Annotated in this window: 19 protein-coding genes, 1 pseudogene and 2 riboswitches; of the genes and pseudogenes, 9 read left to right on the top strand and 11 right to left on the bottom strand. The window is 69.8% G+C overall.

Going from position 1 to position 20084, the window contains the following annotated elements; genetic code table 11:
• Positions 1-85 precede the first annotated feature (85 nt).
• Positions 86-661 (top strand): TetR/AcrR family transcriptional regulator, encoded by a 576-nt coding sequence (locus DQ237_RS00920; protein ID WP_113796244.1) that lies wholly within the window; start codon positions 86-88, stop codon positions 659-661.
• Here the strand turns inward: DQ237_RS00920 and DQ237_RS00915 are convergent.
• From DQ237_RS00915 to DQ237_RS00900, 4 genes are all read right to left on the bottom strand, one after another.
• Entirely contained in the window at positions 633-1406 is a 774-nt protein-coding gene (locus DQ237_RS00915) for a TVP38/TMEM64 family protein (protein WP_113796243.1), read from the bottom strand. The two genes, DQ237_RS00920 and DQ237_RS00915, sit on opposite strands and share 29 nt — an antisense overlap.
• On the bottom strand, positions 1403-2929 hold the full coding sequence (gene lnt, locus DQ237_RS00910; protein ID WP_240619297.1) for an apolipoprotein N-acyltransferase: 1527 nt from the start codon (positions 2927-2929) through the stop codon (positions 1403-1405). The genes DQ237_RS00915 and lnt overlap by 4 nt, the downstream gene beginning before the upstream one ends.
• 297 nt (positions 2930-3226) lie before the next feature.
• Positions 3227-3658: a hypothetical protein gene (locus tag DQ237_RS00905; protein WP_147251713.1), complete on the bottom strand. Its 432-nt coding sequence runs from the start codon at positions 3656-3658 to the stop codon at positions 3227-3229.
• Between the two features lie 37 nt (positions 3659-3695).
• Positions 3696-4772 carry a prolipoprotein diacylglyceryl transferase gene (locus DQ237_RS00900; RefSeq protein ID WP_240619296.1) on the bottom strand — a complete coding sequence of 359 codons (1077 nt, stop codon included), beginning with the start codon at positions 4770-4772 and terminating at the stop codon, positions 3696-3698.
• A gap of 491 nt (positions 4773-5263) precedes the next feature.
• Here DQ237_RS00900 and ccsB point away from each other — a divergent pair, with 491 nt between their 5' ends.
• Complete coding sequence (gene ccsB, locus DQ237_RS00895; protein ID WP_205730020.1) at positions 5264-6247, top strand: c-type cytochrome biogenesis protein CcsB; 984 nt, start codon at positions 5264-5266, stop codon at positions 6245-6247.
• A 151-nt stretch (positions 6248-6398) separates the two neighbouring features.
• Positions 6399-6552: riboswitch (cyclic di-AMP (ydaO/yuaA leader) on the top strand.
• A gap of 190 nt (positions 6553-6742) precedes the next feature.
• Positions 6743-7468, top strand: coding sequence for a M23 family metallopeptidase (locus tag DQ237_RS00890; protein ID WP_113797347.1), 726 nt, complete (start codon positions 6743-6745; stop codon positions 7466-7468).
• Positions 7469-7484: 16 nt separating this feature from the next.
• Here DQ237_RS00890 and DQ237_RS00885 read toward each other — a convergent pair whose 3' ends face one another.
• The 4 genes and pseudogenes from DQ237_RS00885 to DQ237_RS19870 form a co-directional block, all read right to left on the bottom strand.
• Positions 7485-7943: a M23 family metallopeptidase gene (locus DQ237_RS00885; protein WP_240619295.1), complete on the bottom strand. Its 459-nt coding sequence runs from the start codon at positions 7941-7943 to the stop codon at positions 7485-7487.
• Positions 7944-8265: 322 nt separating this feature from the next.
• Positions 8266-9773 (bottom strand): annotated as a pseudogene (locus tag DQ237_RS00880) (cytochrome c biogenesis protein ResB).
• 295 nt (positions 9774-10068) lie between these two features.
• Positions 10069-11196 carry a M23 family metallopeptidase gene (locus DQ237_RS00875; RefSeq protein WP_240619294.1) on the bottom strand — a complete coding sequence of 376 codons (1128 nt, stop codon included), beginning with the start codon at positions 11194-11196 and terminating at the stop codon, positions 10069-10071.
• Positions 11197-11617: 421 nt separating this feature from the next.
• Positions 11618-12244 carry a hypothetical protein gene (locus DQ237_RS19870; RefSeq protein WP_205730019.1) on the bottom strand — a complete coding sequence of 209 codons (627 nt, stop codon included), beginning with the start codon at positions 12242-12244 and terminating at the stop codon, positions 11618-11620.
• Positions 12245-12543: 299 nt separating this feature from the next.
• Between DQ237_RS19870 and DQ237_RS00865 the strand changes: the two genes are divergently transcribed.
• Positions 12544-13290: an STAS domain-containing protein gene (locus tag DQ237_RS00865; RefSeq protein ID WP_205730018.1), complete on the top strand. Its 747-nt coding sequence runs from the start codon at positions 12544-12546 to the stop codon at positions 13288-13290.
• A 102-nt stretch (positions 13291-13392) separates the two neighbouring features.
• Here the strand turns inward: DQ237_RS00865 and DQ237_RS00860 are convergent, their stop codons facing one another.
• The 3 genes from DQ237_RS00860 to DQ237_RS00850 form a co-directional block, all read right to left on the bottom strand.
• Positions 13393-14331: a M56 family metallopeptidase gene (locus tag DQ237_RS00860; protein ID WP_113796237.1), complete on the bottom strand. Its 939-nt coding sequence runs from the start codon at positions 14329-14331 to the stop codon at positions 13393-13395.
• Positions 14328-14690 (bottom strand): BlaI/MecI/CopY family transcriptional regulator, encoded by a 363-nt coding sequence (locus DQ237_RS00855; RefSeq protein WP_113796236.1) that lies wholly within the window; start codon positions 14688-14690, stop codon positions 14328-14330. Before DQ237_RS00855 ends, DQ237_RS00860 begins: the two co-directional genes overlap by 4 nt.
• A gap of 132 nt (positions 14691-14822) precedes the next feature.
• Positions 14823-15473, bottom strand: a complete 651-nt coding sequence (locus DQ237_RS00850) for a TlpA disulfide reductase family protein (RefSeq protein ID WP_113796235.1) — start codon at positions 15471-15473, stop codon at positions 14823-14825.
• 560 nt (positions 15474-16033) lie between these two features.
• A riboswitch (cyclic di-AMP (ydaO/yuaA leader) is annotated at positions 16034-16190 on the top strand.
• Positions 16191-16203: 13 nt separating this feature from the next.
• Between DQ237_RS00850 and DQ237_RS00845 the strand changes: the two genes are divergently transcribed.
• The 5 genes from DQ237_RS00845 to DQ237_RS00825 all read left to right on the top strand — a co-directional run bounded on the left by DQ237_RS00845 (position 16204) and on the right by DQ237_RS00825 (position 20076).
• On the top strand, positions 16204-17256 hold the full coding sequence (locus DQ237_RS00845) for a C40 family peptidase (RefSeq protein ID WP_240619293.1): 1053 nt from the start codon (positions 16204-16206) through the stop codon (positions 17254-17256).
• Positions 17231-17746, top strand: coding sequence for a DUF6153 family protein (locus DQ237_RS20555; RefSeq protein WP_369832176.1), 516 nt, complete (start codon positions 17231-17233; stop codon positions 17744-17746). The genes DQ237_RS00845 and DQ237_RS20555 overlap by 26 nt, the downstream gene beginning before the upstream one ends.
• Before the next feature lie 82 nt (positions 17747-17828).
• The gene (locus DQ237_RS00835; RefSeq protein ID WP_113796233.1) at positions 17829-18476 is read left to right on the top strand and encodes a DUF305 domain-containing protein; all 648 of its coding nucleotides are present in this window, start codon (positions 17829-17831) and stop codon (positions 18474-18476) included.
• 8 nt (positions 18477-18484) lie between these two features.
• On the top strand, positions 18485-19210 hold the full coding sequence (locus tag DQ237_RS00830) for a TlpA disulfide reductase family protein (RefSeq protein ID WP_240619292.1): 726 nt from the start codon (positions 18485-18487) through the stop codon (positions 19208-19210).
• The gene (locus DQ237_RS00825; protein WP_240619291.1) at positions 19207-20076 is read left to right on the top strand and encodes a cytochrome c biogenesis CcdA family protein; all 870 of its coding nucleotides are present in this window, start codon (positions 19207-19209) and stop codon (positions 20074-20076) included. Before DQ237_RS00830 ends, DQ237_RS00825 begins: the two co-directional genes overlap by 4 nt.
• Positions 20077-20084: the final 8 nt, after the last annotated feature.

Here is a 20084-nt window from a genome sequence, read left to right as displayed (position 1 = left end):
GCAGGTCCGACTGGGACGTTATCGATACACGATGTCTTGGGCGAACCCATGGTGTATCGACTAGGACGACCCGTAGACTTCCCGCGTGCCGAAGCTGTGGACCGACACGATCGAGGCGCATCGGCGCACCGTTCACGACGCGATCCTGGACGCCGCGTGGCATCTGGTCGCCGAACATGGACTGCTCGCGGTGACCATGTCGATGATCGCCGAGAAGGCCGGGATCGGGCGCGCGACCCTGTACAAGTACTTCCCGGATGTCGAAGCCGTCCTATTCGCCGCTCACCAGCGTCATGTCGCTGGCCACCTCCACCACCTGGCCCAACTCCGCGACGGAGGGGGCGACCCGGTCGAGCGGCTCGAGGCGGTGCTGCAGGCGTACGCGATGATCGCGTACCGCCGGGAACAGCACGGCACCGAGGAGTTGGCCGCACTCCTTCATCGGGGAGATCACGTCAGTCGAGCGCAGCAGCAGTTGGTCGATCTGATTGAGGACGTGCTGCGCGAGGTGGCCGCGGTGGGACATCTACGTGACGATGTCGCGCCTGACGAGCTCGCGAGCTACTGCCTGCACGCGTTGGGGGCCGCGGGAAGCCTCCCGTCCGAGGCTGCGGTCCAGCGGCTCGTCACCGTCACCCTGGCCGGCCTGCATCCGGGCTGATTGCACTCCGCGTGCATGGCTCGGCGTCGCCAGTGCCCGAAGTTCCCCTCGCAGTGCGACTAGTTGGATCGCTGTGCACAGGGTCGCGTACCGCGTCGCGGTGACGGCGCCGCCAGGCCAACGTCACTCCGGCAACAATCACGGCGACGACGACCACGAATGCGCTCGTGACCGATGGCGTCGACCAGTCGACCAGCGCGGTGGATGAGCCGATCGCCACGTAGAGGATCGATCCCGGCAGTAGACCCACCACGGTCCCGGCCGTGTACGGGGCCAGCCGAACACCGGTCAGACCGGCGGCGAAACTGACCGCCATGAACGGCATCATCGGCATGACCCTGGCGGTGACCACGGCCAGGAATCCCCGGCGTCGCAGGAGCTCCTCCATGGGCCCGAGCCGCCTGCCGGCCACCTGAACGAGCGCAGCCCGCCCAAGGCAACGGCTCGCGGCATAGCCCACCAAGCCGCCGAGCGCGCTGCCGACGACGACGATCGCGAGGCCGAGCGGGAAGCCGGCCACCGCGCCGACCAGCACCGAGAGCACAGACCGGGGGAGGGGCGTCGCGAGGGCCAGCCCAAGCCCGACGATCATCAACAACCACGCGGCGGGGCCGGTGGCGTCCAGCCACGTTCGCACTGCGCTGATGTCCGGCACGGAGGTCGTCGCGGCGAAGGCACCGCCGAGACCGATCAGCGCTACGAGGGCACCCGCTCGCACCCAGATGTCGCGCCGTCCAGCGCTCACCGGCTGGTCCTCCGGCGCGAGCGGCCGCGCGCGCGGAGACCCAGCGCGACGACCACCCCGGCGAGCCCCAGAGCACTGAGGGACCACTCCGGCAGCGAGCCCAGCCGGGTGGCCACCGTGAGCTCCCCTCGTTGGGCGATGTCGCGAACGAACGTGTCCGCCGTGAAGAGTGCTGAGCGGTCGACGAGCCGGCCGTCCGGTCCGATGATCGCGCTGATCCCGCTCGTGGCCGCCACGACGACGGACCGCCCGTGCTCGACGGCGCGCAGGCGCCCCATGGCGAGCTGCTGCTCGCTCTCGGCGGTGTAACCGAACGTCGCATTGTTGGTCTGGACGACGAGCATGCCGGCGCCGCCCCGGACGACGTCGGTGACGAGTTCGTCGTACGCGACCTCGAAGCAGATGAGGTCTCCGAGCGTGGCGCCGCCGAGGGTCAGCACACCGGGTTCCGCGCCGGCGATGAAGTCCCGGCGGACCAGGTCCACCTTGTCGCTGAACAGCCGGAAGAAGCTGCGGGCGGGGATGTACTCCCCGAACGGGACCGGGTGTCGTTTGACGTACGAGTCGCCCGGCCCCTCCTTCGGGTCCCACACGATTCCGGCATTCCGTACGTTGTCTCCGGGGCCCTCGAGGACCGCGCCCACGAGGATCGGCGCGTCGATCGCTCGCGCCGCCTCCGTGATCGCCCGGTCGGCATCACGGTTCACCAAGGGGTCGATGTCGGAGGCGTTCTCCGGCCAGATGACCAGATCCGGCGCCGGTTGCTCGCCGGTGTCGACGCTGTCGGCGAGGGCCAGCGTCTCTTGGACGTGGTTGTCCAGCACCGCGCGCCGCTGGGCGTTGAAGTCCAACCCCGCGCGGGGGACGTTCCCCTGGATCACTGCCACGGTCACCCGGCGCCCCCCGTCGTCGACGTCACCGGATGGCGCAGCTGCCTGTGCCAACGTGCCGATGAGGGGAATGCTCACTGCCGCGAGAGCCGCCAGGGTCGAAGCCCGGGCCCGACCGCCCGTGGACGGACCAGACCCCGCCCCGTCGATCAGCAGCAGCAGGGCACGCGCCAGGAGGCAGCCGGTCAGGGCGACCGCGAAGGACACCAGGGCAACGCCGCCGAAGGCCGCCAGAGCCGTGAAGGGTCCTTCCGGCTGGCTGAAGCCGAGCCGGGCCCACGGAAAGCCGCCGAAGAGCCATCGACTGCGAACCGCCTCCATGGCCACCCATAGGGAGGCCGACCACAGCGGCCACAGTGGGAGCCGGCTGACCAGTGCCGTGGCGGCGCCCAGGGCGCCGTAGTGCAGCGCCTGGTAGACGGCGAGCGCGAGCCAGGGGCCGGAGCCGACGTACTCGCCGGTCCACGACAGCAGGGGCACGAGGAACGCCAGGCCGAGGAGCAATCCGTACAGCGCCCCGGTCCGCGCCTGCCGCCGATGAGCCGCCAGAGCGAGCGCGGCAGGCCCCGCGATGACCAGCGCTCGGAGGTCGTGGGGCGGGAAGGCCAGCCACAGCGCGAGTCCGCCGGCCACCGAGAGCGCGACACCGCGTGAAAACCGGCCGACTCGTCCGGACCGGTACGCCGTGACGCCGTGGTGCTGCGGAGCCTTCTCGCGTGACAGGACTGTGGTGCTGGGGCGCGCCATGGTGATTGGTGGTGACCCGTCTGGTGTGTGCTTCGAAGGGAGGTCTGGCTCGCCCGGCCGTCCGCGGTGGGCCGGATCGCCCGCGGAGCCCAGGGCTCCCGCCGAGCAATCAACTACTGGGCATCGTAGCGGCGTTGCCGCCGCCGCCTTCGGAGGCTGGACTCAAGGCCGGCGTAGCCAGCGTCATGAGCTGGGACTGTCACTCGCCCGGAACCGCGGCGGCAGCAGTGCTTCCACGCGCGGGATCTGGGACGGAGCGCACGCCCGCAGTTCCTCCTGGAGAACCAGCAGGAGCGAGAGGGACGTCGCGTCCTCGTCGTCGATCCGGAATCCCCCGGCCGGGTGCCGGCGGACGAACTCCAGGAGGACGTCGAGGTGCCCGTCGATGGCGTCGGCGGAGCGAGACGAAGCCTCGGGCGCGCAGGCATCGCCAAGGCCGTGCAGAGCGCGGTGCACCTCGTCGACGTCGGCCTGAGGGACAGATGTGTACGTCCGGGAGGGGGGCGCGGTCAGCAGGGTGGCGGGAGGCCCGCTTTCGTTCGCGGAGCGCTCCTCCCGTGTCCTGGAGATCCAGGCGTACGAGGCCACGATGACGACGGCGAGGGCTGTCGCCACGATCGCGAGCCCCGTGCGCCGCCGGGCTGGCGCCCGGTCAGCCCGTCTGCGCACCGAACTCGATCGCCATCACGGCGACGAGGACAAGCGCGGCGGCGATGAGCGTCGTCACCCGTCCCCAGGTGGTCAGCCGCGGCAGTCCGCGCAACGGGAAGAGGAACTGGCGGCCGAGGATGTAGGCGGCCAGTCCCGCCACCAGGAGGAGCCCGTCGATGGGGACGTCGACGGTGAGCGCCGCGAACAGCGTTGCCGTGGCGACCGTGGCCGCCATGCCGGACTCCATCAGCTGGACGGGGATCCGCCGGACCCCCACGCGCCTGTCCGACGACCACACCCCCCAACGCGAGGCGGTGGGACGGCCCGCGCAGCAGCCGCCGAGGAGGCAGCCCAGCCGCCCGATGGCCATGCCGAACAGCAGCCCCGGACCCGTGACGTCCAGCATCGGACCGACGGATATCCCGGTCAGCCAGGCGCCCGAGAGGAGGGTCGCGAGAGCTGCGATCACGAAGCCCTGCACGGACATCCCAGCCCTCAGCAGAGGGCTTTTCTCGGTGCGGTGGGTCAGCAGGTAGTAGACCTTCGCCCCGACCACGCCGATCAGCGACGCGAGCACGGAGACGAGGAAGAGGCGTCCGACCGGCAGGTCGCGTTGGTCGGCGAGCAGCCCTTGGAGGATGAACGCCACGAGTGCACCGGCGCCCACCAGCGACGGCCAGGCTGTCAGCCGAACTCCTGGCCCGAGAGCACCGAGGGCCGGGAAGTACGTGGTCGCGCCCGTGCTCGTCGCCGTCGGCAGGAGGGCCGGGCGCGTGGCTCGCGTTCCCGTCGTGCGGGGCGGTTCGGGGCCGCGCACGGGTTCTGCGGCGACCTTCCACTCCCCGCGAGAGACACCCGGGATGCGGGCGGTCAGGGCGATCCGGCCGCTGCCGGGGATCACCCGGTCCACGGTGTGCACGACGTCGAAGGCATCGCCCATGCCTGGGTCGTCCGAGGAGATGCGCCGCCCCGTGAAGCGGACGGCGATCGAATAGGGCTCGCCGGAGGGTGCTGCGTCGAACCAGTAGGTCAGTCCCAGCCCCTGAGGTTCGAGGTCCCGGGCCGGCTCGCAACCCATTGCCACCACCTCGAGCGGACCGCGGGGCGTCGTGCTGACCAGCGCCGGTCGGACGGGCGTCTGCTGCGCCGCCGGATGGGCCGCCGCGTCCGCGGCCGAAGTGCCCGTCGGGCGGGCAACGGCCTTCCTGACCGTCGCCGAGGGGAGTGAGGTGGTCGTGCCCATCGCCGGGCCGCGGGGCTCCGTAAGGCTCGGCTGCCGGAATGCGCCCAGTGGTGGGCCGGGGGAGGAGGGTGCTGTCTGTCTGGGCGAAGGGATTGGATCAGGCAGCGAAGCCGGAGAGGGACGTTCCCGGTGCGGGGCCCGCTGTGCTCGCCGCGCAGCCGCTGGTTTCGGCTGGCGAGTGGACTTCTTGGAAATTGGACTCACCCCATGGCGGCTGGTGTCTGAGGGCGGTGACGCCCGGATGAGGCGGCATCCGCGAGACTACTATGTCCTTTAGTAGATACCGGCGCGCGTCCTCGCCGCCATTGCCACCGCTGGGAGTGCTCGTGTCGTCTGCCGCCTTGTCTTCGCTCTCCGACGCGTTGTTCTCGGTGGGCATCGCGGTGTACTCGCTGGCCCTCGTCGGCTTCTGTGCCGAGCTCGCCTTCAACCATGGCCATCAATCGCCCGCGCTCGTCGGGACCGAGGGGAGCGTGGACCGGTGGGGGGTCGCTGGGTCGCCCGAAGGTGATGCCTCGGCACCTCGCGGCGTCGAGCGCGCTTCAGGCCGCGCGGCGCTTCTGGGGCGTGTCGGTGTTGCGCTGACCGTCCTCGCGGCGGTCGCCCAGGCGGGCGTCCTCGTCACGCGGGGGATGGCCACTGGGCGTCTGCCCTGGGGGAATGTCTACGAGTTCGGTACCGCGGTGGTCCTCGTGGCGGTCCTCGCGTTCCTGGTCACGGTGCATCGGGTGCCGGAGGCTCGGCGCCTCGGGATCTTCGTCGTCGGACCCGCCGCCCTGGCGCTGGTGCTCATCGGTCTCTTCCTCTACACCCAGGCGGGCCCATTGGTCGCCGCGCTCCGATCCGCGTGGCTCGCGGTTCATGTGACAGCAGCGGTCGTGGGCTTCGGCACGTTCATGGTCAGCGGTATTGCGAACGTCCTCTATCTCGTCCGGCTCCGTCGCGACTCGGCGCGCGGAAGCGACAGTTGCGGGGAGGGCGGGCGGTCATCCCGCCTTCCCAGTGCCGCGACGCTGGATGTCGTCGGCCACCGGACGGCCGTCTTCGGCTTCCCGATCTGGACCTTCGCCGTGATCGCCGGGGCAATCTGGGCGGAAAGCGCATGGGGTCGCTTCTGGGGCTGGGATCCGAAGGAGACCTGGGCTTTCATCGCCTGGGTCATCTACGCGGCCTATCTGCACGCGCGATCCACCGCCGGCTGGCGCGGTCGGCCCGCGGCGTGGATCAACGTCCTTGGCCTCGCCGCCATGGTGTTCAACCTGCTGTACGTGAACTACGTCTCTACCGGCCTGCACTCATACGCGGGCTGAGCAATGGCGGCGGTGCACCGCGATCGCGGTAGCGGTAGCCCGATCGATAGGTGCGATGTCCGGGCGGTGCGCAAGAGCAAGTGTCAACTAGGCAGCATCGTAGTAGTGTCGACTGCTGTCCGCCGGGCCCTGCTCCTCGACCGAGGACCTCGGCTGGACACCGCCGAACCGGTCACGGTGCACCCGTGGCCGGACCGGGGACCCATGGTTCCTCTGGGGTGAATCCTGCGCGCTCATGGGCGCGAGGTAGGGCGACTTCCGGCCCGAACCCGTCAGCTAACTCGGTAGGCGGAGAGGAAGAATGGAGAGCCGCCCGCCGTGGCGACCCTGAACCAATCCACACCCTCCAACGCTCGCTCCTCCCAACCAGCGCGTCGCAGCCCTTTCCGAGTCGGTCCGGAGCGGGAGCGCGGCAGCGACCGGCCACGTAGACGGGCAGAAACACCGTCCAGGCCAGCGGTTCTGTTGGCCGGCGCGACGGCCGGGGCGCTGGTCATGACTGTGCTGATTGCTGGCGAGCCGCCCGCGGCGGCGCAGGGCACGACCCCGTCGTCCCAATCGACGAGCGTTGCCGCTGCCCTCGGTCTCGAGTCGCAGGCGAGTATCGCGACCAGTGCGACACACGCCCGTTCATTGCTCGAGCAGCTGAGCGCCAGCCGTGCGCAGCGTGACGCGGACCAGGCGGCCGCGGCGCAGGCGCAGGCGCAGGCCGAGCAAGCTGCGATCGCTGCCAGAGCTGAGGCGGAAGCTCGAGCGGCCGAGGAGGCCGCTCGGGCGGTCGCCGAAGCGGAGGCGGCGAGGCTCGCGGCCGAGCGGGCCGCCGCTGCAGATGCGGTCATGCCCATCGAGGGAGCACGTCTGACCAGTCCCTTCGGGCCACGCTGGGGCACCCTGCATGCGGGGGTCGATCTTGCGGCGCCGATGCGGACACCCGAGTACGCCGCGATGGACGGTGTCGTGATCGAAGCAGGCCCAGCCTCAGGTTTCGGTCTGGCGGTCTACATCCAGCATGACAACGGTGATGTGTCGGTCTACGGCCACATGGACGAAATCCTCGTCTCGGCCGGACAGGTCGTTCAGGCGGGGGAGACGATCGCGCTCGTCGGCAACCGCGGCCAGTCGACAGGGCCGCATCTCCACTTCGAGATTCGCATCGGGGGCGCTAGCGGCCAGCCGGTCGATCCCCTGGCTTACCTGCGCCAGCGGGGGGTTGACGCATGACTGCTCACTGCAGCAATCAGAGGCTGATTCCCTGCTCGGCAAGCCACTCGAGCGGATCCACCCGCTCTCCGTCCAAGCCGCCTGCCCAGACCTCGAAGTGCAGGTGAGGACCGGTTGAGAACCCGCGTGAGCCGACCCGCGCGATCAACTCCCCGCTCGCAACTTCCTGCCCGGCGACCACGAGAACCTGCTCCATGTGCCCGTAAACGGTGACGTCGCCGTTGAGATGCTGGATGTAGATGACATTGCCGTAGCCGCTGGCAGGTCCTGCGCGGAGAACCGTTCCTGCGGCAGCGGCGAATTCCGGGGTCATCATCGGGGCAGCGATGTCGATACCCCAGTGCATCTCCCCCCAGCGCCTGGTGAACGCCGTCGTGAGTCTGCCCTGCAGTGGCAGGCTGCGTCGCTGCGCCGCCTGCTCTTCTCGTGCCGCTCTGCTGCTGCGCACGGACTCCAGCCGCGCGGCGGCCTCCATCAGGGCCAGGTCTCGCCGCGGATCCGTCTCCTCCGCGAAGCCGGCACTTCCTAGACCGAGAGCCGTCTCGGCGGCGATGACGGACTCCGTAGCTTGCGGGGAAGGGATCCCCCCGATGACGCCCATGAGGAGGGCGCCGACGACGGCGGCCGTCAGGAGCGCGGGGCTCTTGTGGACGGGCGGGGACGAAAGCCGGCCACCGTTGCGTCGGGGAGCCGACGTGCGCCATCGCACGCGCCAACGCGCCACACCCACCCCTATCTACTATCGGACCTCGTAGAGGTTAGACGTGCGCAGCGATGACGATGGAGAGGCGCGCTGATCAAGGGGCGGCGGATGTTGCCGGCGTCCCCCGGCCGGCCATCTCTGCAGCATCGAGGAGTTCCGCAGCACGCACCGGCCCGTTCGGGCCACCGCGGGTGAGAACCGCGAGGGAAACGATCGACCCCTTTTGGCCTTCCAGGCTTGCCTCGCCGGGTGCCGCCGTCACGCGGACGAAGACGCGGTGTTGGCGCACGAGGAAATTGGCGAGCAATCCCGTCAGCATGACGATCGCACTGATCAGTACAGCGAGCTGGGCTGGGTCGTGTGAGACCTGCATGGCCGCGAACTCGCGGTAACCGTCGAACCGGACGGTCGTCCCGTCGTCCAGCACGACGCTCTCGCCCTGCGCGAGATTTGCAGTGCCGATGCGCTCAAGGGCTCCGACGTCGACCTGGCGCTGGTCGAGCCTGAACACCGACTGAGGGACTCCGCTGTCGAGCCCCAGGTACCCGCGGTAGGCGATCACGGCCACCATCGGGTTCATCGGCCGTGCGTCGGCGGACATGAGGACGCCGTCCGTGACCACGCCGGTGGGGGCGAAGAATCCCTCGATGGCGAAGCCGTCACCTGACCCGTCTCCAAGGTCCCCAACCTTCACGACGCCCTGGCTGCCGAACGTCCGGTTGTCCTCTGGAAGGAACGGGGCGGACAGCTGATCGAAGGTGCGGCCGTCCGGCAGTCTGATGCTGAAGACCGGGCTGAAGCCATGGCCCGTGACGTAGACGCGGTCCCCGGCGAGCCGGAGGGGATCGTTGACGCCGATCGTCGTGCGACGCGTTGGGGCGCCCGGCTCCTCCTGGTATGAGATGTCGGCGGTGTAGGAAGCCGCCGTCCCGTTGGGCTCGTACCTGGCCTGGAAGTCCTCGACGTCAACGCAGAGCGGATTGAGGGACTCCTGGTCGACCAGGGGTCCGGCGCCGTAGCGGTCGTACTGCTGGAACGAGTTGCAGAAGCCGCCGCCCTCCGTGACGAGGATGTTGCCCTCGTATCCCCACATCTTGCCGGCCGCCAGGGCGAGCAGCAGGGCCAGCAGGGAGAGGTGGAAGACGAGGTTGCCGGTCTCCTTCAGTCGTCCTCGATCGGCGGAGATCGTGTACCCGCCGTCTGTCCGATCTTGGCGCAGACGGAACCGCCGGCGCCGCAACTCGCGCGACAAATGCTCGGTCGCCGCGGAGAGGTCGGCCTGGATTGCTCGACTTTCGTGGTCCGGCAGGCGGTGCAGATGTCTCGGTGTGGGGGGTGGGCCTTTTCGGAGGCGCCCCACGTGCTCGACGGTGCGGGGCAGGAGGCAGCCGACGAGTGAGCTGAACAGAAGTAGATAGACCGCGGCGAACCAGGGGCTGGAGAAGACCTCGAACATGCCGAGGCGATCGAGGAAGGGTCCAGCTGCGGATGGTCGCGGTAGTACGTCGAGACCGCGCTCGGCGTGAGGGATCGCTGAGGCAGCAGTGACCCGGGTACGGCGGCCAGGGCCAGGAGGAAGAGGAGGACGATCGCCGTGCGCATGCTGGTGAGCGCCCGCCACCAGCGCCGAGCGCGCCGACCGAGACGCGTCGGAAGAGCTGCTGGGGTGCGGGAGGCGGCCGAACTGCGTGGCTCCAGCAGATCGGTCACCGAGCGAGGCTCGCAGCGCCACCGCAGCACCGGGTCGCCCTTCGGCGGTCGGGAATGGGTGGCCTTCTGCTCCGAATCTGCCAACCCGTCGGTTCTGCCGGCCGTGCCACGAGCGGGGACTTGTGAACCACAGGGCCACCCTACTAGGGGACTTAGTAGAGGACCTCTGCAGTGGCGCAGCACGCCGTCATCGGCAGCGGCCTCCCATGTCGACGCCGCGCGCCGCCAGCCAAGGAATCGGGTTGGTTCGGCCCTGGTACATGCCGTCGGTGTGCACCTCGAAGTGCAGGTGGGGGCCCGTGGACTGCCCCGTGTTGCCGACCTCGGCAATGACCTCGCCGGCCGACACCCGCTGTCCGGCCCGAACGAAGTAGTCGTTGATGTGGCCGTAGACGGTGACCGACCCGTCGTCGTGCTGGACATAGACGGCCAGGCCGAAGCCGGTCGCGGGACCAGCGCGGAGAACCCGGCCGGCGAGCGGTGAGTAGATCGGGGTGCCGATGGGGGCGGCGATGTCGACCCCGTAGTGCATCGTTCCCCATCGCATCTCGTAGCAGGTGGTGAATCGTCCGCTCGTCGGCGCGACAGCCGTGCCTGTGCCCGTGTTCGGGCGGGGGGTGGGGTTGCCGGTGTCCTGCTCCGCCCGGGCGCGAGCGGCAGCATCGGCAGCAGCACGAGCCGCCGCTTCGGCGCCGGCTGCCTCCGCTGCGGCGCGCGCCGCCTGCTCCTGGCGCCAGGCCTCGTAGGCGTCGCGGGCGCCCTGTAGGCCGAGCAGGGTCACCTGCGCCTGCTGAAGTTGCTGGTCGTACGTCGTCTTCTGAGCCGCGGCCGCGTCGAAGGCCGACTGTGATGACGCCATGCGCCTCTCGGCGGTCGCCCGCGCTTCGGAGGCCGCCTGCTCAGCATGATCGCGGGCGGTCACGCTCTCTCGCGCGGCCGAGTCCGCATTGGCCTGACGAACCTGAGCCACCTCGAGACCCTGGAGGGTCTCGGTGCGCTGATCTCCCAGGAGCTCGAGCGTCGCTGCCTGCTGGAGCATCTGGGCGGGTCCCTCGGCGCTCACCATCGCGGCCACTGCGGTCAGGGTGGACCCGCGCATGTAGCTCTCGCGTCCGAGCGTCGCGACGTCCGAGCGGGCTTGGCCGACGGCGACCCGAGCGGCCTCGAGCTCGGCGGCCGCGGAGGCGGCCACCGCCTGCGCACGCTCGAGCTCCGCCTCGGCTACCAGCTCCGCATCGGCCGCGGCTCGCGCCTCCAGGGCGACCCGCTCCAGGTCGGCTTGGGCGGCTGCGACGAGCCCGGCGATTCGACCCACCTCCGCCGCAGTCGCCTCCTGTGCGGACTGCGCGGCGGCCAGCTCTGCGTCGCTCGGATTCCGCGGCGCCGCGACCGCGGGCTGCCCGACGAGCGTGACGAGTGCGGCCGTGACGGCACCGAGAGTGGCCAGCCTCGCGGAGAGCGGCCGACGGAGAAGAGGGCCAGTGCGTGCCGGACGCATCGCCGGTCGGGGGAGCGCACGGTGCTGAACGCCGGTGACGAGGAGCCTCGCCTGCATGGTGACGCGAGAGCTGTTTCCGGTCCGTGGCCGCACAGCACGCTCCGAGACGTCGAGGAGCGCTTGAACACTCCAGCTACTAGGTTCGCTAGTAGCTTCGGCGCGAGCGGGGTGGGACTTGAGTGGAAACTGGGGTGAGCGGGATTCGTGTGAATGCGATCCTCGCCGGTGAGCTCGGTGCTCAGTCGGTCCGCAACGCGTCGTGCGCGTGAGAACCCACCGCGTGCGACGCCTCCGGGGCCCAGGCGGCAATGGGCGCGTTCGAGGCAGCCGAGCGCGGGGCGCCCTCGGAAGGCGCTTTGTCGCGTTGCCGTGCGCCGGCCACCGAGCAGGCGTACTCGTTCCTCAGTCGTCGGCGCAGTACCCACAGGAGTCCGCCGACCGACAGGATCGCGAGAACCGGTTGGAGAGGCGCCCAGATCGTCATGGCGCCCGACACGCCCAGCGTGGCCACCACCAGCTTGTTGCACACAGGGCACCCGACCGCGAACGCCGTCAGCAGGCCGCCACCTGAGGCGGCAGCGGCGCCGTTCCGGGGCACTGTGTCGCCCGGTCGGCGGATGTACGTGGCCGCCACCAGGCCGCCCAGGAGTGACGTCGCGGCCCAGGCCGGGTAGTTCCACCACAGCACCGGCGTCATGCGGGTATAGAGCGGCGTCGCCACTACTCCGGTGGGGATGCCGACGGCCAGGGCGAAGACCGTTGCCGCCAGAAGGGCGACACCGACTCGGCGCCACGGCCACTGGTCGCGGTATGCGGCGGCGAGCCCGGGGCGCCCGAGCGGAGTCGTGCTGGCCTTGCTGGTCATCCGTCCGCTCCCCTCGCGACGCGCTCGCCGGGTCGGGAGGGCGGACCGATCTGGACCGCGCCTGGGCGACAGACTGCCGGGGCACTACCGGCCATAGTAGATCGCGACCCCTTGGCTTGACGAGGCCACCCACGACGCGCTCCGCGCAATGGGGGCCGGTGGGCCAGCGGGGCCACGTGCTGCCGGCGCAGCACTACTAAGGTGCTTAGTGCATACCGGCGCATCTGGGCCGTCTGACGTGAAGGAACGGGATGGCGACTGCCACGGGCTCACGCGAGATCCCCTACGGTCGGCAGCTCGTGTGGCGCTCGCTCACCGATGTGACCAGCTACTGCCCGGTGTGCGACGTCTCCTACGTGTTCGACGATGACACGACCGCTGGTGCGCGCGCGATTGGACCGGGGAGCCGGTTCGTCTGTGTTGCCGGCCGGCTGGAGGGCGGAGAGCCGCCCCCGAACGCAGTGGCCGGGGAAGTCGCCGAATGGGCCGAAGAGCGATGCCTCGGAACCCGACTGACTCTGGCGTCGGAGACCTGGCAGACCCATATCGAGCTGGACGACGGGCAGCCGGGCTCCACCCGCGTCACCGTCACGGTCGCCTGCGAGCCCAAGGGTGGCAGTCGTCTTCGGCGCAGTCTGCGGAGAAGAGCGTTGCAGCGGCTGGCCCAGCACACGGTCGACTCGGAGCTGGCCAAGCTGCCGGCGCACATGGGCCTGGCTCCCGTCGAGGAGGCGGTCGAGGCTCCGGGCGAAGCCATCGTCATGCAGCAGGAGGCGGACGGCTGGGTGCTGCACCTGCGAGGCGAGGTGGACGCGCCGGCGGTCCGCCGGCTCAACCTCCAGCAACGGCTGGAAGGGGTGACGGTCGTAGCTGTCGACGTCTCGGGGCTGACCTACCTGGACGCTGTTGCGCTACCGCCGCTCTTGCGATGGGCGCGGGCGGCCTCGCGTGCAGGTCGCCCGGCTCGTGTTCGTGGTGCCAATCCGGAATTCGACCGGGTGATCGGCGTCATGGGGATGAGCTCGGTCTTCCTACGGGAGAGGTGAGCCCCCGCGACACGCGACCGGGTCGGGCAGAGAGCGCAACTGGGCGCCTCTCGCGCGACAGGCTGCCGGGGGCAACTAACGGCCGTACCAGGTCGCGACGCGTCAGGTGACGACGCAGCCAACGACGTTCAAGGCCAGCCACGCGGCGGCCGTGGGCAGCAGGAGGGCGCTGGCAGCCACCGCGATGCACCCGGCGGTGCGGGCGGTGCGCCGTCCGCGGACGTTCTCCTCCGCGAGCCGGGACAAGCGGGTGTGAGTCAGCCTGCCTGCCATACCGAGTCCGAATGACGGCGCGGGCTGCTCGGTCAGCCGAGACAGCGCCTCGCGCACGGCCGAGGATCCGCAGCGACGGGCTGCCTCGGCGTCCGCCGCCAGTTCGACCAGGTCCCTGATGGCAGCGGGCGCGACCCGCAGCAGGGTGCAGAACGGCAGTGCCGCGGCCAGCACCTCGACGACCGCGATCAGGGCGTGATGACGCCCTCGTAGATGCGCCCGCTCGTGTTCCAGCGCAGCGTTCACGGCCACCGGTGGCAGCTGTTGACGAAGCGCGTCACTCATGACGATGAGGCCAGGCCGGCCGCCGATGGAGAGCGCTAGGGGTCGGTTGTCCCGGACCCAGAGGGGCTCGTGCGGGCTGGAGCCCGCAGCCAGCAGGCGGAGCTGGGCCACGTGTGGCGCCCGCCGTTGGCGATGACGGAGCCGCTGATGGACGGCCCACCCCAGCCGCACGAGGATCCCCATGGTCCCGAGGACGCTGACTGCCCCGATCCACTCCCGCCATTCGGGTACGGAACCCGACGAGATCGCCGTCCAACAGCCGCCGGCCAGCCGGAAGAGGCCCGAGGCGGGATGGTCGTCGGCCGGCAGTGCGATGACAACGGTCGTTGCGAGGAGCGAGACAACGAGGCCCACCGTGCTGAGAAGCCACCCGGTCAGCAGGACTGTCGGGTCCACGCGTCGATCCGCGAGCCACATCAGGGGCCGGTGCCCATGCAGGCTCAGCGCCAGGGCGCCGGTCAGCAGCGCCAAGAGGCCGGTCACGAGCGGGCGTCTCGCCGTGCCAGTGCGTCGCGGAGGACCGTCGACTCCTCTTCGGAAGCGGTCTCAGCGAAGTGCAGCAGAACCGACCGCGGGTCCTCCGACGCATCGAGGATCTCGCGAAGGGACGCGGCTGCGGCGCCCTCCCGAGTGAGGGTCGGTCGGTAGCTGTATGCCCGGCCTGACGGCTCCCGGTCGACCATGCCCTTTCGGTGAAGGTTGCTCAGGACCGTCATGACCGTCGTGTAGGCGAGGTTGCGCTGGGCGGGCATTTTGTCGAGGACCTCGCGGACGGTGAGAGGGCCATCGGACGACCAGAGGACCTCCATCACGGCTGCCTCGAGCGTGCCCAACCGTGGCATGACTGCTCCTTCTTGTTCGGCCGGGACCCGGCCCTCGTGGCTACCAGCGCCGGGCTAGCACCCTACTTCCCTCTACGTGCGGCGCCCCGTGTCCTCGCTTAGGGACCTTGTCGTCGCCGGCGGAGTGTCCGTTCAGCCTCCGGCGACGGAGCGCTGCAATTCGGCAATGAGTGACGAGAGTTCGCTCTCGTCCATCTGGCCCACCTGTCGAGCGACGACACGCCCCGTGGGATCGATGCCAAGGGTCACGGGGAGGCCCGGAACACCTACGGAGTCGAGCAGGGTGCCCTCTGCGTCCACCGCGTGGGGATAGGCCGCCCCGATGGCGGAGGCGAAATCCGCGGCGACAGCCGGGTCATCCCGCGTCACGACACCAAGGAACCGGATCTCGTCTCCGTATTCTTTGGAGGCGTTCTCGATCAACGGCATCTCTTCGCGGCAAGGCCCGCACCAGCTCGCCCAGAGATTCACAAGCGTTGGGGGCCCGGTGAGCCGGGAAAGGTCGACGTCAGGCCCTTCGCCCAAGCACGGCAGCAGCAGGGCTGGAAGTCCACCCTCGTCCGGGGCGGCGCCCTCCGAGGCCAGGGGTTGACAAGGACCGACTTCAGGCGTGGCCTCCGCTGTCGCTTGCGAGCCCTCAGGGCTTGATCGGCCGTTCGAGCCACAGCTCGTGGACGCGACCGTGATCAGCACCAGGACCGCCGGCAGGCGTCGTCCCGCCTTGAGGCTGTGACCCAACCGGAGCTCCTTCCCTGGAAGCCTCGCAAATGTACTATGCGACATAGGAGGTCCGTGCTGAGCCTTGGGTCTCCATCCGCGCACTGCGCAGCGCGGAGGTGGCCACCGAGAGGCGGCCGCCGAGCTCCGCGGGCCCGGGCCGCTCGGACGGATGGGTGGGTGACGAGCGGCCCGGGGTTCCCGCCCCGAGGAACTCGGCTCGAGAGGGCCGCGTAGTCGACGAGCTCTGCATCGGCGATCTCGCCCTTGCGCTGGACGTCCGCGAGAACTCGGTCAGCCACGCCCTCCGCCTCCGGCGGACGGCAGGCTTCGTCGAGAGTCGCAAGGACGGTCGCGTCGTCTTCTATCGCTTGGCTGAGGGCTTTCCCGAGCCTCCCGACAGCACTGCCTCAAGCATCAGATCGAGCTCTCGCGACACCTCAGCGAGGGGGACTAGCGCCAGGTCTGCCGGCTGCCGCGGCTCGTGGCCGCTGCTCGCCTCGGCAGGTAGCGTGCGCCGCGATATCATCAACTATGCGACACGCCTAGCACTCATTGTCACGGAACGGTTACACGGCTATGTTCGGTGAGCCCGGGCGGGCAACTGGTCCCTGACAGGGACCGCCGGCCGGGCGCCGCCGAGCCATGGACGCATCACGTCCTGGGCCGGGGACCCACCGCAACACTGGGGTGAATCGTGCACGCCGGCTCTCCGGCGCGCAGGTAGGGCGACTTCCCGCCCGAACCCGTCAGCTAACTCGGTAGGCGGCTTCAGGAAGACAGGAGAGCCGCCTCCGTGGCGACTGTGCACCCGAAGACATCCGTCCACCAGCCGCTCTTCCGGCCGTCTCGACGACCCGAACGCCTCGTGCTGCTCGGCCTCGCCGGCATGCTGAGCCTCGCCGTTCTGCCGAGTACCGCCGCTGCCGCGCCGGGTGACCCGACGACCACGGACGAGGCGGCCTCGCTCGTCGCCGAGCGAGGACACCAGCTCGAGGTCCTCACCGAGTCCTACAACGAGGCCCGGGAGATCTTGTCCACCCAACAGGCCGCTGTCGTCGCTGCCGAAGCCGAGGTTGCTGCCGCCGACGCGCAGCTGACGTCTCTCAGCGAGCAGCTCGCGGGTATCGCCCAGACCGCCTACACCGGCGACGGGATGTCCTCTCTCCAGGCCTTCATGACCAGCAGCTCCCCGGAGGAGTTCCTGGACCGCGTGACGATCCTGGAGAGCGTGGCCGACCACCACAACGACCTGCTCGAGCGCGTGACGGCCGCGCGGGCCGCAGCCAGCGACGCACGCGAGGCCGCCGACCGTGCCGCCGCGGACGCGCAACAGCAGGTGAACGCCGTCGCATCACAGCAGGGTGAACTCGAGGCCGAGATCGCCGGCTTCAGGGCGCAGTACGAGACGCTCAGCGCCCAGGAGCAACAGGCGGCGGACGCAGCGCACGGCGGGCCGTCGCTCCAGGCTCCTGCACCGGCCGCAGTGGTCGCCAACAGCGAGGCGGCTCAGATCGCGGTGGACACCGCCATGGCACAGCTCGGTGATCCCTATGTCTGGGCGGCTGCGGGTCCCGATTCTTTCGACTGCTCCGGTCTGACGCAGTACGCGTTCGCCGCCGCCGGCATCAACCTGCCGCATTCCAGCAAGATCCAGTCGTCGATGGGCAAGCCAGTGGCACGAGCGGACCTGCAGCCGGGCGATCTCGTCTACTTCTACAACCCCGTGAGCCACATCGGGATCTACATCGGCGGCGGAAAGATGGTGCACGCGTCCACGTTCGGCGAGCCCGTCAAGGTGGGCAGCGTCGACATGGCGGGCTATGTCGGAGCGCGACGGGTCGTCTAGGAAGGGGTCGGGACCGCGTACTACAGGGGGTAGTACCGTGATTCACGTGAGGGGGATTGGGACGCGGGGACTGTGCGCGCTGCTACTCATCGCAGGCGTCCTGTCCATGCACGGGATCCCGTCCACGGGTACGGCCCATGCCGGTGAGAGCGATAGCTCCGCGCCGATGTTGCATGGGGTGACAGCCATCTCGCTGGACGAATCCGTCGGCCTGCTCTCGGGGGTTGCCGTGGCCTCGGCGGTCGCCCTGGAGCCCTTCGCCGCGGGGCGCCCCTCGGACCTGCCCCATGAAGGGACGTCTCACCTCTGGGCTGCGTGCCTCGCGGTCCTCCTCGCCGGCATGCTGCTGATCGGAGCGGCGGTGCTCGTCCGGCGCCGAGTGCGAGAACGCGAGGCAGCCGCAATATGGCCGGTGGTGGGGTGGGGTCTGACTCGGTATCGCCTTCCCAGACCCCCTGATCTCTTCGCGCTCTGCGTGATGCGGACGTAAGCCGAACGACCAGCAATCGAGGCCCGCACGGGCCCGACGTCGTATCGGCACGCCCCAATTCGCATTGACAGGAGATTTTTCGATGACTCGCACCACCACTCGTCTCGGCCGCCTGACCGTCGGCTTGGTCGCCGGCGCCCTGGTGCTTACCGGCTGCTCCGGCGGAAGCGACAGCTCCGACACCGCGAGCAGCGCATCCAGTGCCTCGGCGACCGACTCGGCGGAACCCAACGAGGCCTTCAACAATGCCGACGTGACGTTCGTGCAGGGCATGATCCCTCACCACCGCGGCGCCCTCGCGATGGCCCAGCTCGCCGACGGGCGCGCCGAGGACCCGCGCGTGATCGATCTGGCAGGCCGCATCGAGGCCGCCCAGGAGCCGGAGATCGAAACCATGACCAGCTGGCTGGAGGAGTGGGGAGAGCCGGTTCCCGAGGAGTCCGACAGCTCCATGGGCGGAATGGACCACGGCGACATGGGCGGCGGAATGGACATGGGGGGCATGTCCGAGGAGGACATGGCCGCCTTGGAGGCCGCTTCCGGAGCGGAGTTCGACCGCATGTTCCTCGAGATGATGATCGAGCACCACCGCGGCGCGGTCGAGATGGCCGAGACCGAGGTCGCGGACGGGGCCTACCCAGATGCGGTGGCCATGGCTCAGGAGATCGCCGAGTCGCAGACGGCGGAGATCCAGGAGATGGAGACGCTGCTGAGCGAGCTGGGCGGCTGATTCGTGGGGTGGCGCTGTCGCTTGGTCGGCAGCGCCACCCCCCTTCCGTCCGGATTTTCTCGCCGGCGGTTGGAAGGCTCCTTGTTGTTCTCACGCAGGACGAAAGGCAACCCATGCACGCTCACGTGCCGTGCGCTGCTCGTCGTTCCGGATCGTCGCGGCTCACGGTCATGCTGGCGGTCTCGCTGCTCACGGCGCTTCTCGCCGGGTGCTCGTCGAGCGATGGCGACCGTGCGACCTCCGGCGGTCAGTACGAGTTCGACGAGGCGAACCGGCCCGGCGAGCTCATCCCGTCGTCGAACCGGGCGGACGCCCCGGACTTCTCCGGTGAGCTGCTCGACGGCAGCCCATTCCATTCCGCCGAGCTCGCTGGCGACATCGCGGTCATCAACTTCTGGGGCGCGTGGTGCGCTCCCTGCCGGGTCGAGACTCCCGACTTCCAATCGGTCTACGCCGAGCTGCGGGACCAGGGGGTTCAGTTCCTGGGCGTCGACGTCAAGGACGAGCGCCAGCTCGGGTCCGCGTTCTTCGAGCAGGTCGGCGTCGAGTACCCGTCCCTGTTCGATCCTCGCGGGGAAGTCGCTCTCGCGTTCCGGGGCTTCCCGGCCAACGCCGTTCCGTCCACGATCCTCCTCGATCGCGACGGCCGGGTCGCGGCTGTCTACACCGGCGCGGTCGCGCGTGATGATCTGCGCACCTCCTTGACCACGCTGCTCGAGGAGGGTGGGTCGTGAGCGGTCTTGCGGAGACCTTCGCCGGGATCATCACCGACGGCTCGCTCCTGGTCGCCATGGCCGTCGCGGCCCTGGTGGGGCTGATCAGCTTCGCGTCGCCGTGCTGCCTTCCACTCGTGCCGGGCTACGTCAGTTACATCGCGGGGCTGGCGGGATCCGAGGCCGAAACGGACAACCCACGGCCGCGGCAGCCGGTCGGCGCGTCAGCGGCCGCCGGGGAGGCTGCCTCTGCGGCCGTTCCGAACTCCAATGTCGAACGGTCGCCGGCGAAGGTTGCCGGCAGAACCCGCTTGCTGCTCGGAGCTCTGCTCTTCGTCGCGGGCTTCAGTGCGGTGTTCGTCTCGTTCGGCGCCCTGTTCGGAGGGCTGGGACGACTCCTGCTGGAGTGGTCCCCGGTTCTCACCCGCGTGGCAGGCGTAGTCACCGTCGTCATGGGACTGGCGTTCCTCGGATGGCTGCCCTGGCTCCAGCGCGAGAAGCGGCTGCACCACCGCCCCGCAGGAGGCCTCGCCGGCGCACCCGTCCTCGGGGTCGTCTTCGGGCTGGGCTGGACCCCCTGCCTGGGGCCCACGCTGGCCGCCGTCAACACGCTCGCCTACACCGAGGCGTCGGCCGCGCGCGGGGCGGCCCTCGGCCTGGCCTACTGCCTGGGACTCGGCATCCCGTTCGTCGCCATGGCGCTCGGCGCTCGCCGGGCGATCGGGATGTCCGCGTGGGCCCGGCGCCACGCGCGAACCGTCATGCGCGTCGGGGGTGCTCTGCTCGTCATCCTCGGCCTGCTACTGCTCACCGGCCTCTGGGACAGCCTCATGATCTGGCTGCGCGCCTGGCTCGCTGCGACAGGATTCGGAAGCTTCTACCTATGACTCGACCA

Source organism: Blastococcus sp. TF02-8 (genome assembly GCF_003319175.1).
Classification (GTDB): Bacteria; Actinomycetota; Actinomycetes; order Mycobacteriales; family Geodermatophilaceae; genus Blastococcus.
The sequence above is the reverse complement of the archived record's forward strand: the minus strand, read 5'-3'. Positions and strand labels throughout refer to the sequence as shown.

Coding starts and splice junctions, on each gene's coding strand:
- DQ237_RS19870 (WP_205730019.1), bottom strand. CDS start 12,244: ATGACCAGCAAGGCCAGCACGACTCCGCTCGGGCGCCCCGGGCTCGCC.
- DQ237_RS00885 (WP_240619295.1), bottom strand. CDS start 7,943: ATGGAGGCCGCCGCGCGGCTGGAGTCCGTGCGCAGCAGCAGAGCGGCA.
- DQ237_RS00855 (WP_113796236.1), bottom strand. CDS start 14,690: ATGCCACGGTTGGGCACGCTCGAGGCAGCCGTGATGGAGGTCCTCTGG.
- DQ237_RS20555 (WP_369832176.1), top strand. CDS start 17,231: ATGTCGGAGCGCGACGGGTCGTCTAGGAAGGGGTCGGGACCGCGTACT.
- DQ237_RS00890 (WP_113797347.1), top strand. CDS start 6,743: ATGACTGTGCTGATTGCTGGCGAGCCGCCCGCGGCGGCGCAGGGCACG.
- DQ237_RS00900 (WP_240619296.1), bottom strand. CDS start 4,772: ATGGGTTGCGAGCCGGCCCGGGACCTCGAACCTCAGGGGCTGGGACTG.
- DQ237_RS00850 (WP_113796235.1), bottom strand. CDS start 15,473: ATGTCGCATAGTACATTTGCGAGGCTTCCAGGGAAGGAGCTCCGGTTG.
- DQ237_RS00835 (WP_113796233.1), top strand. CDS start 17,829: ATGACTCGCACCACCACTCGTCTCGGCCGCCTGACCGTCGGCTTGGTC.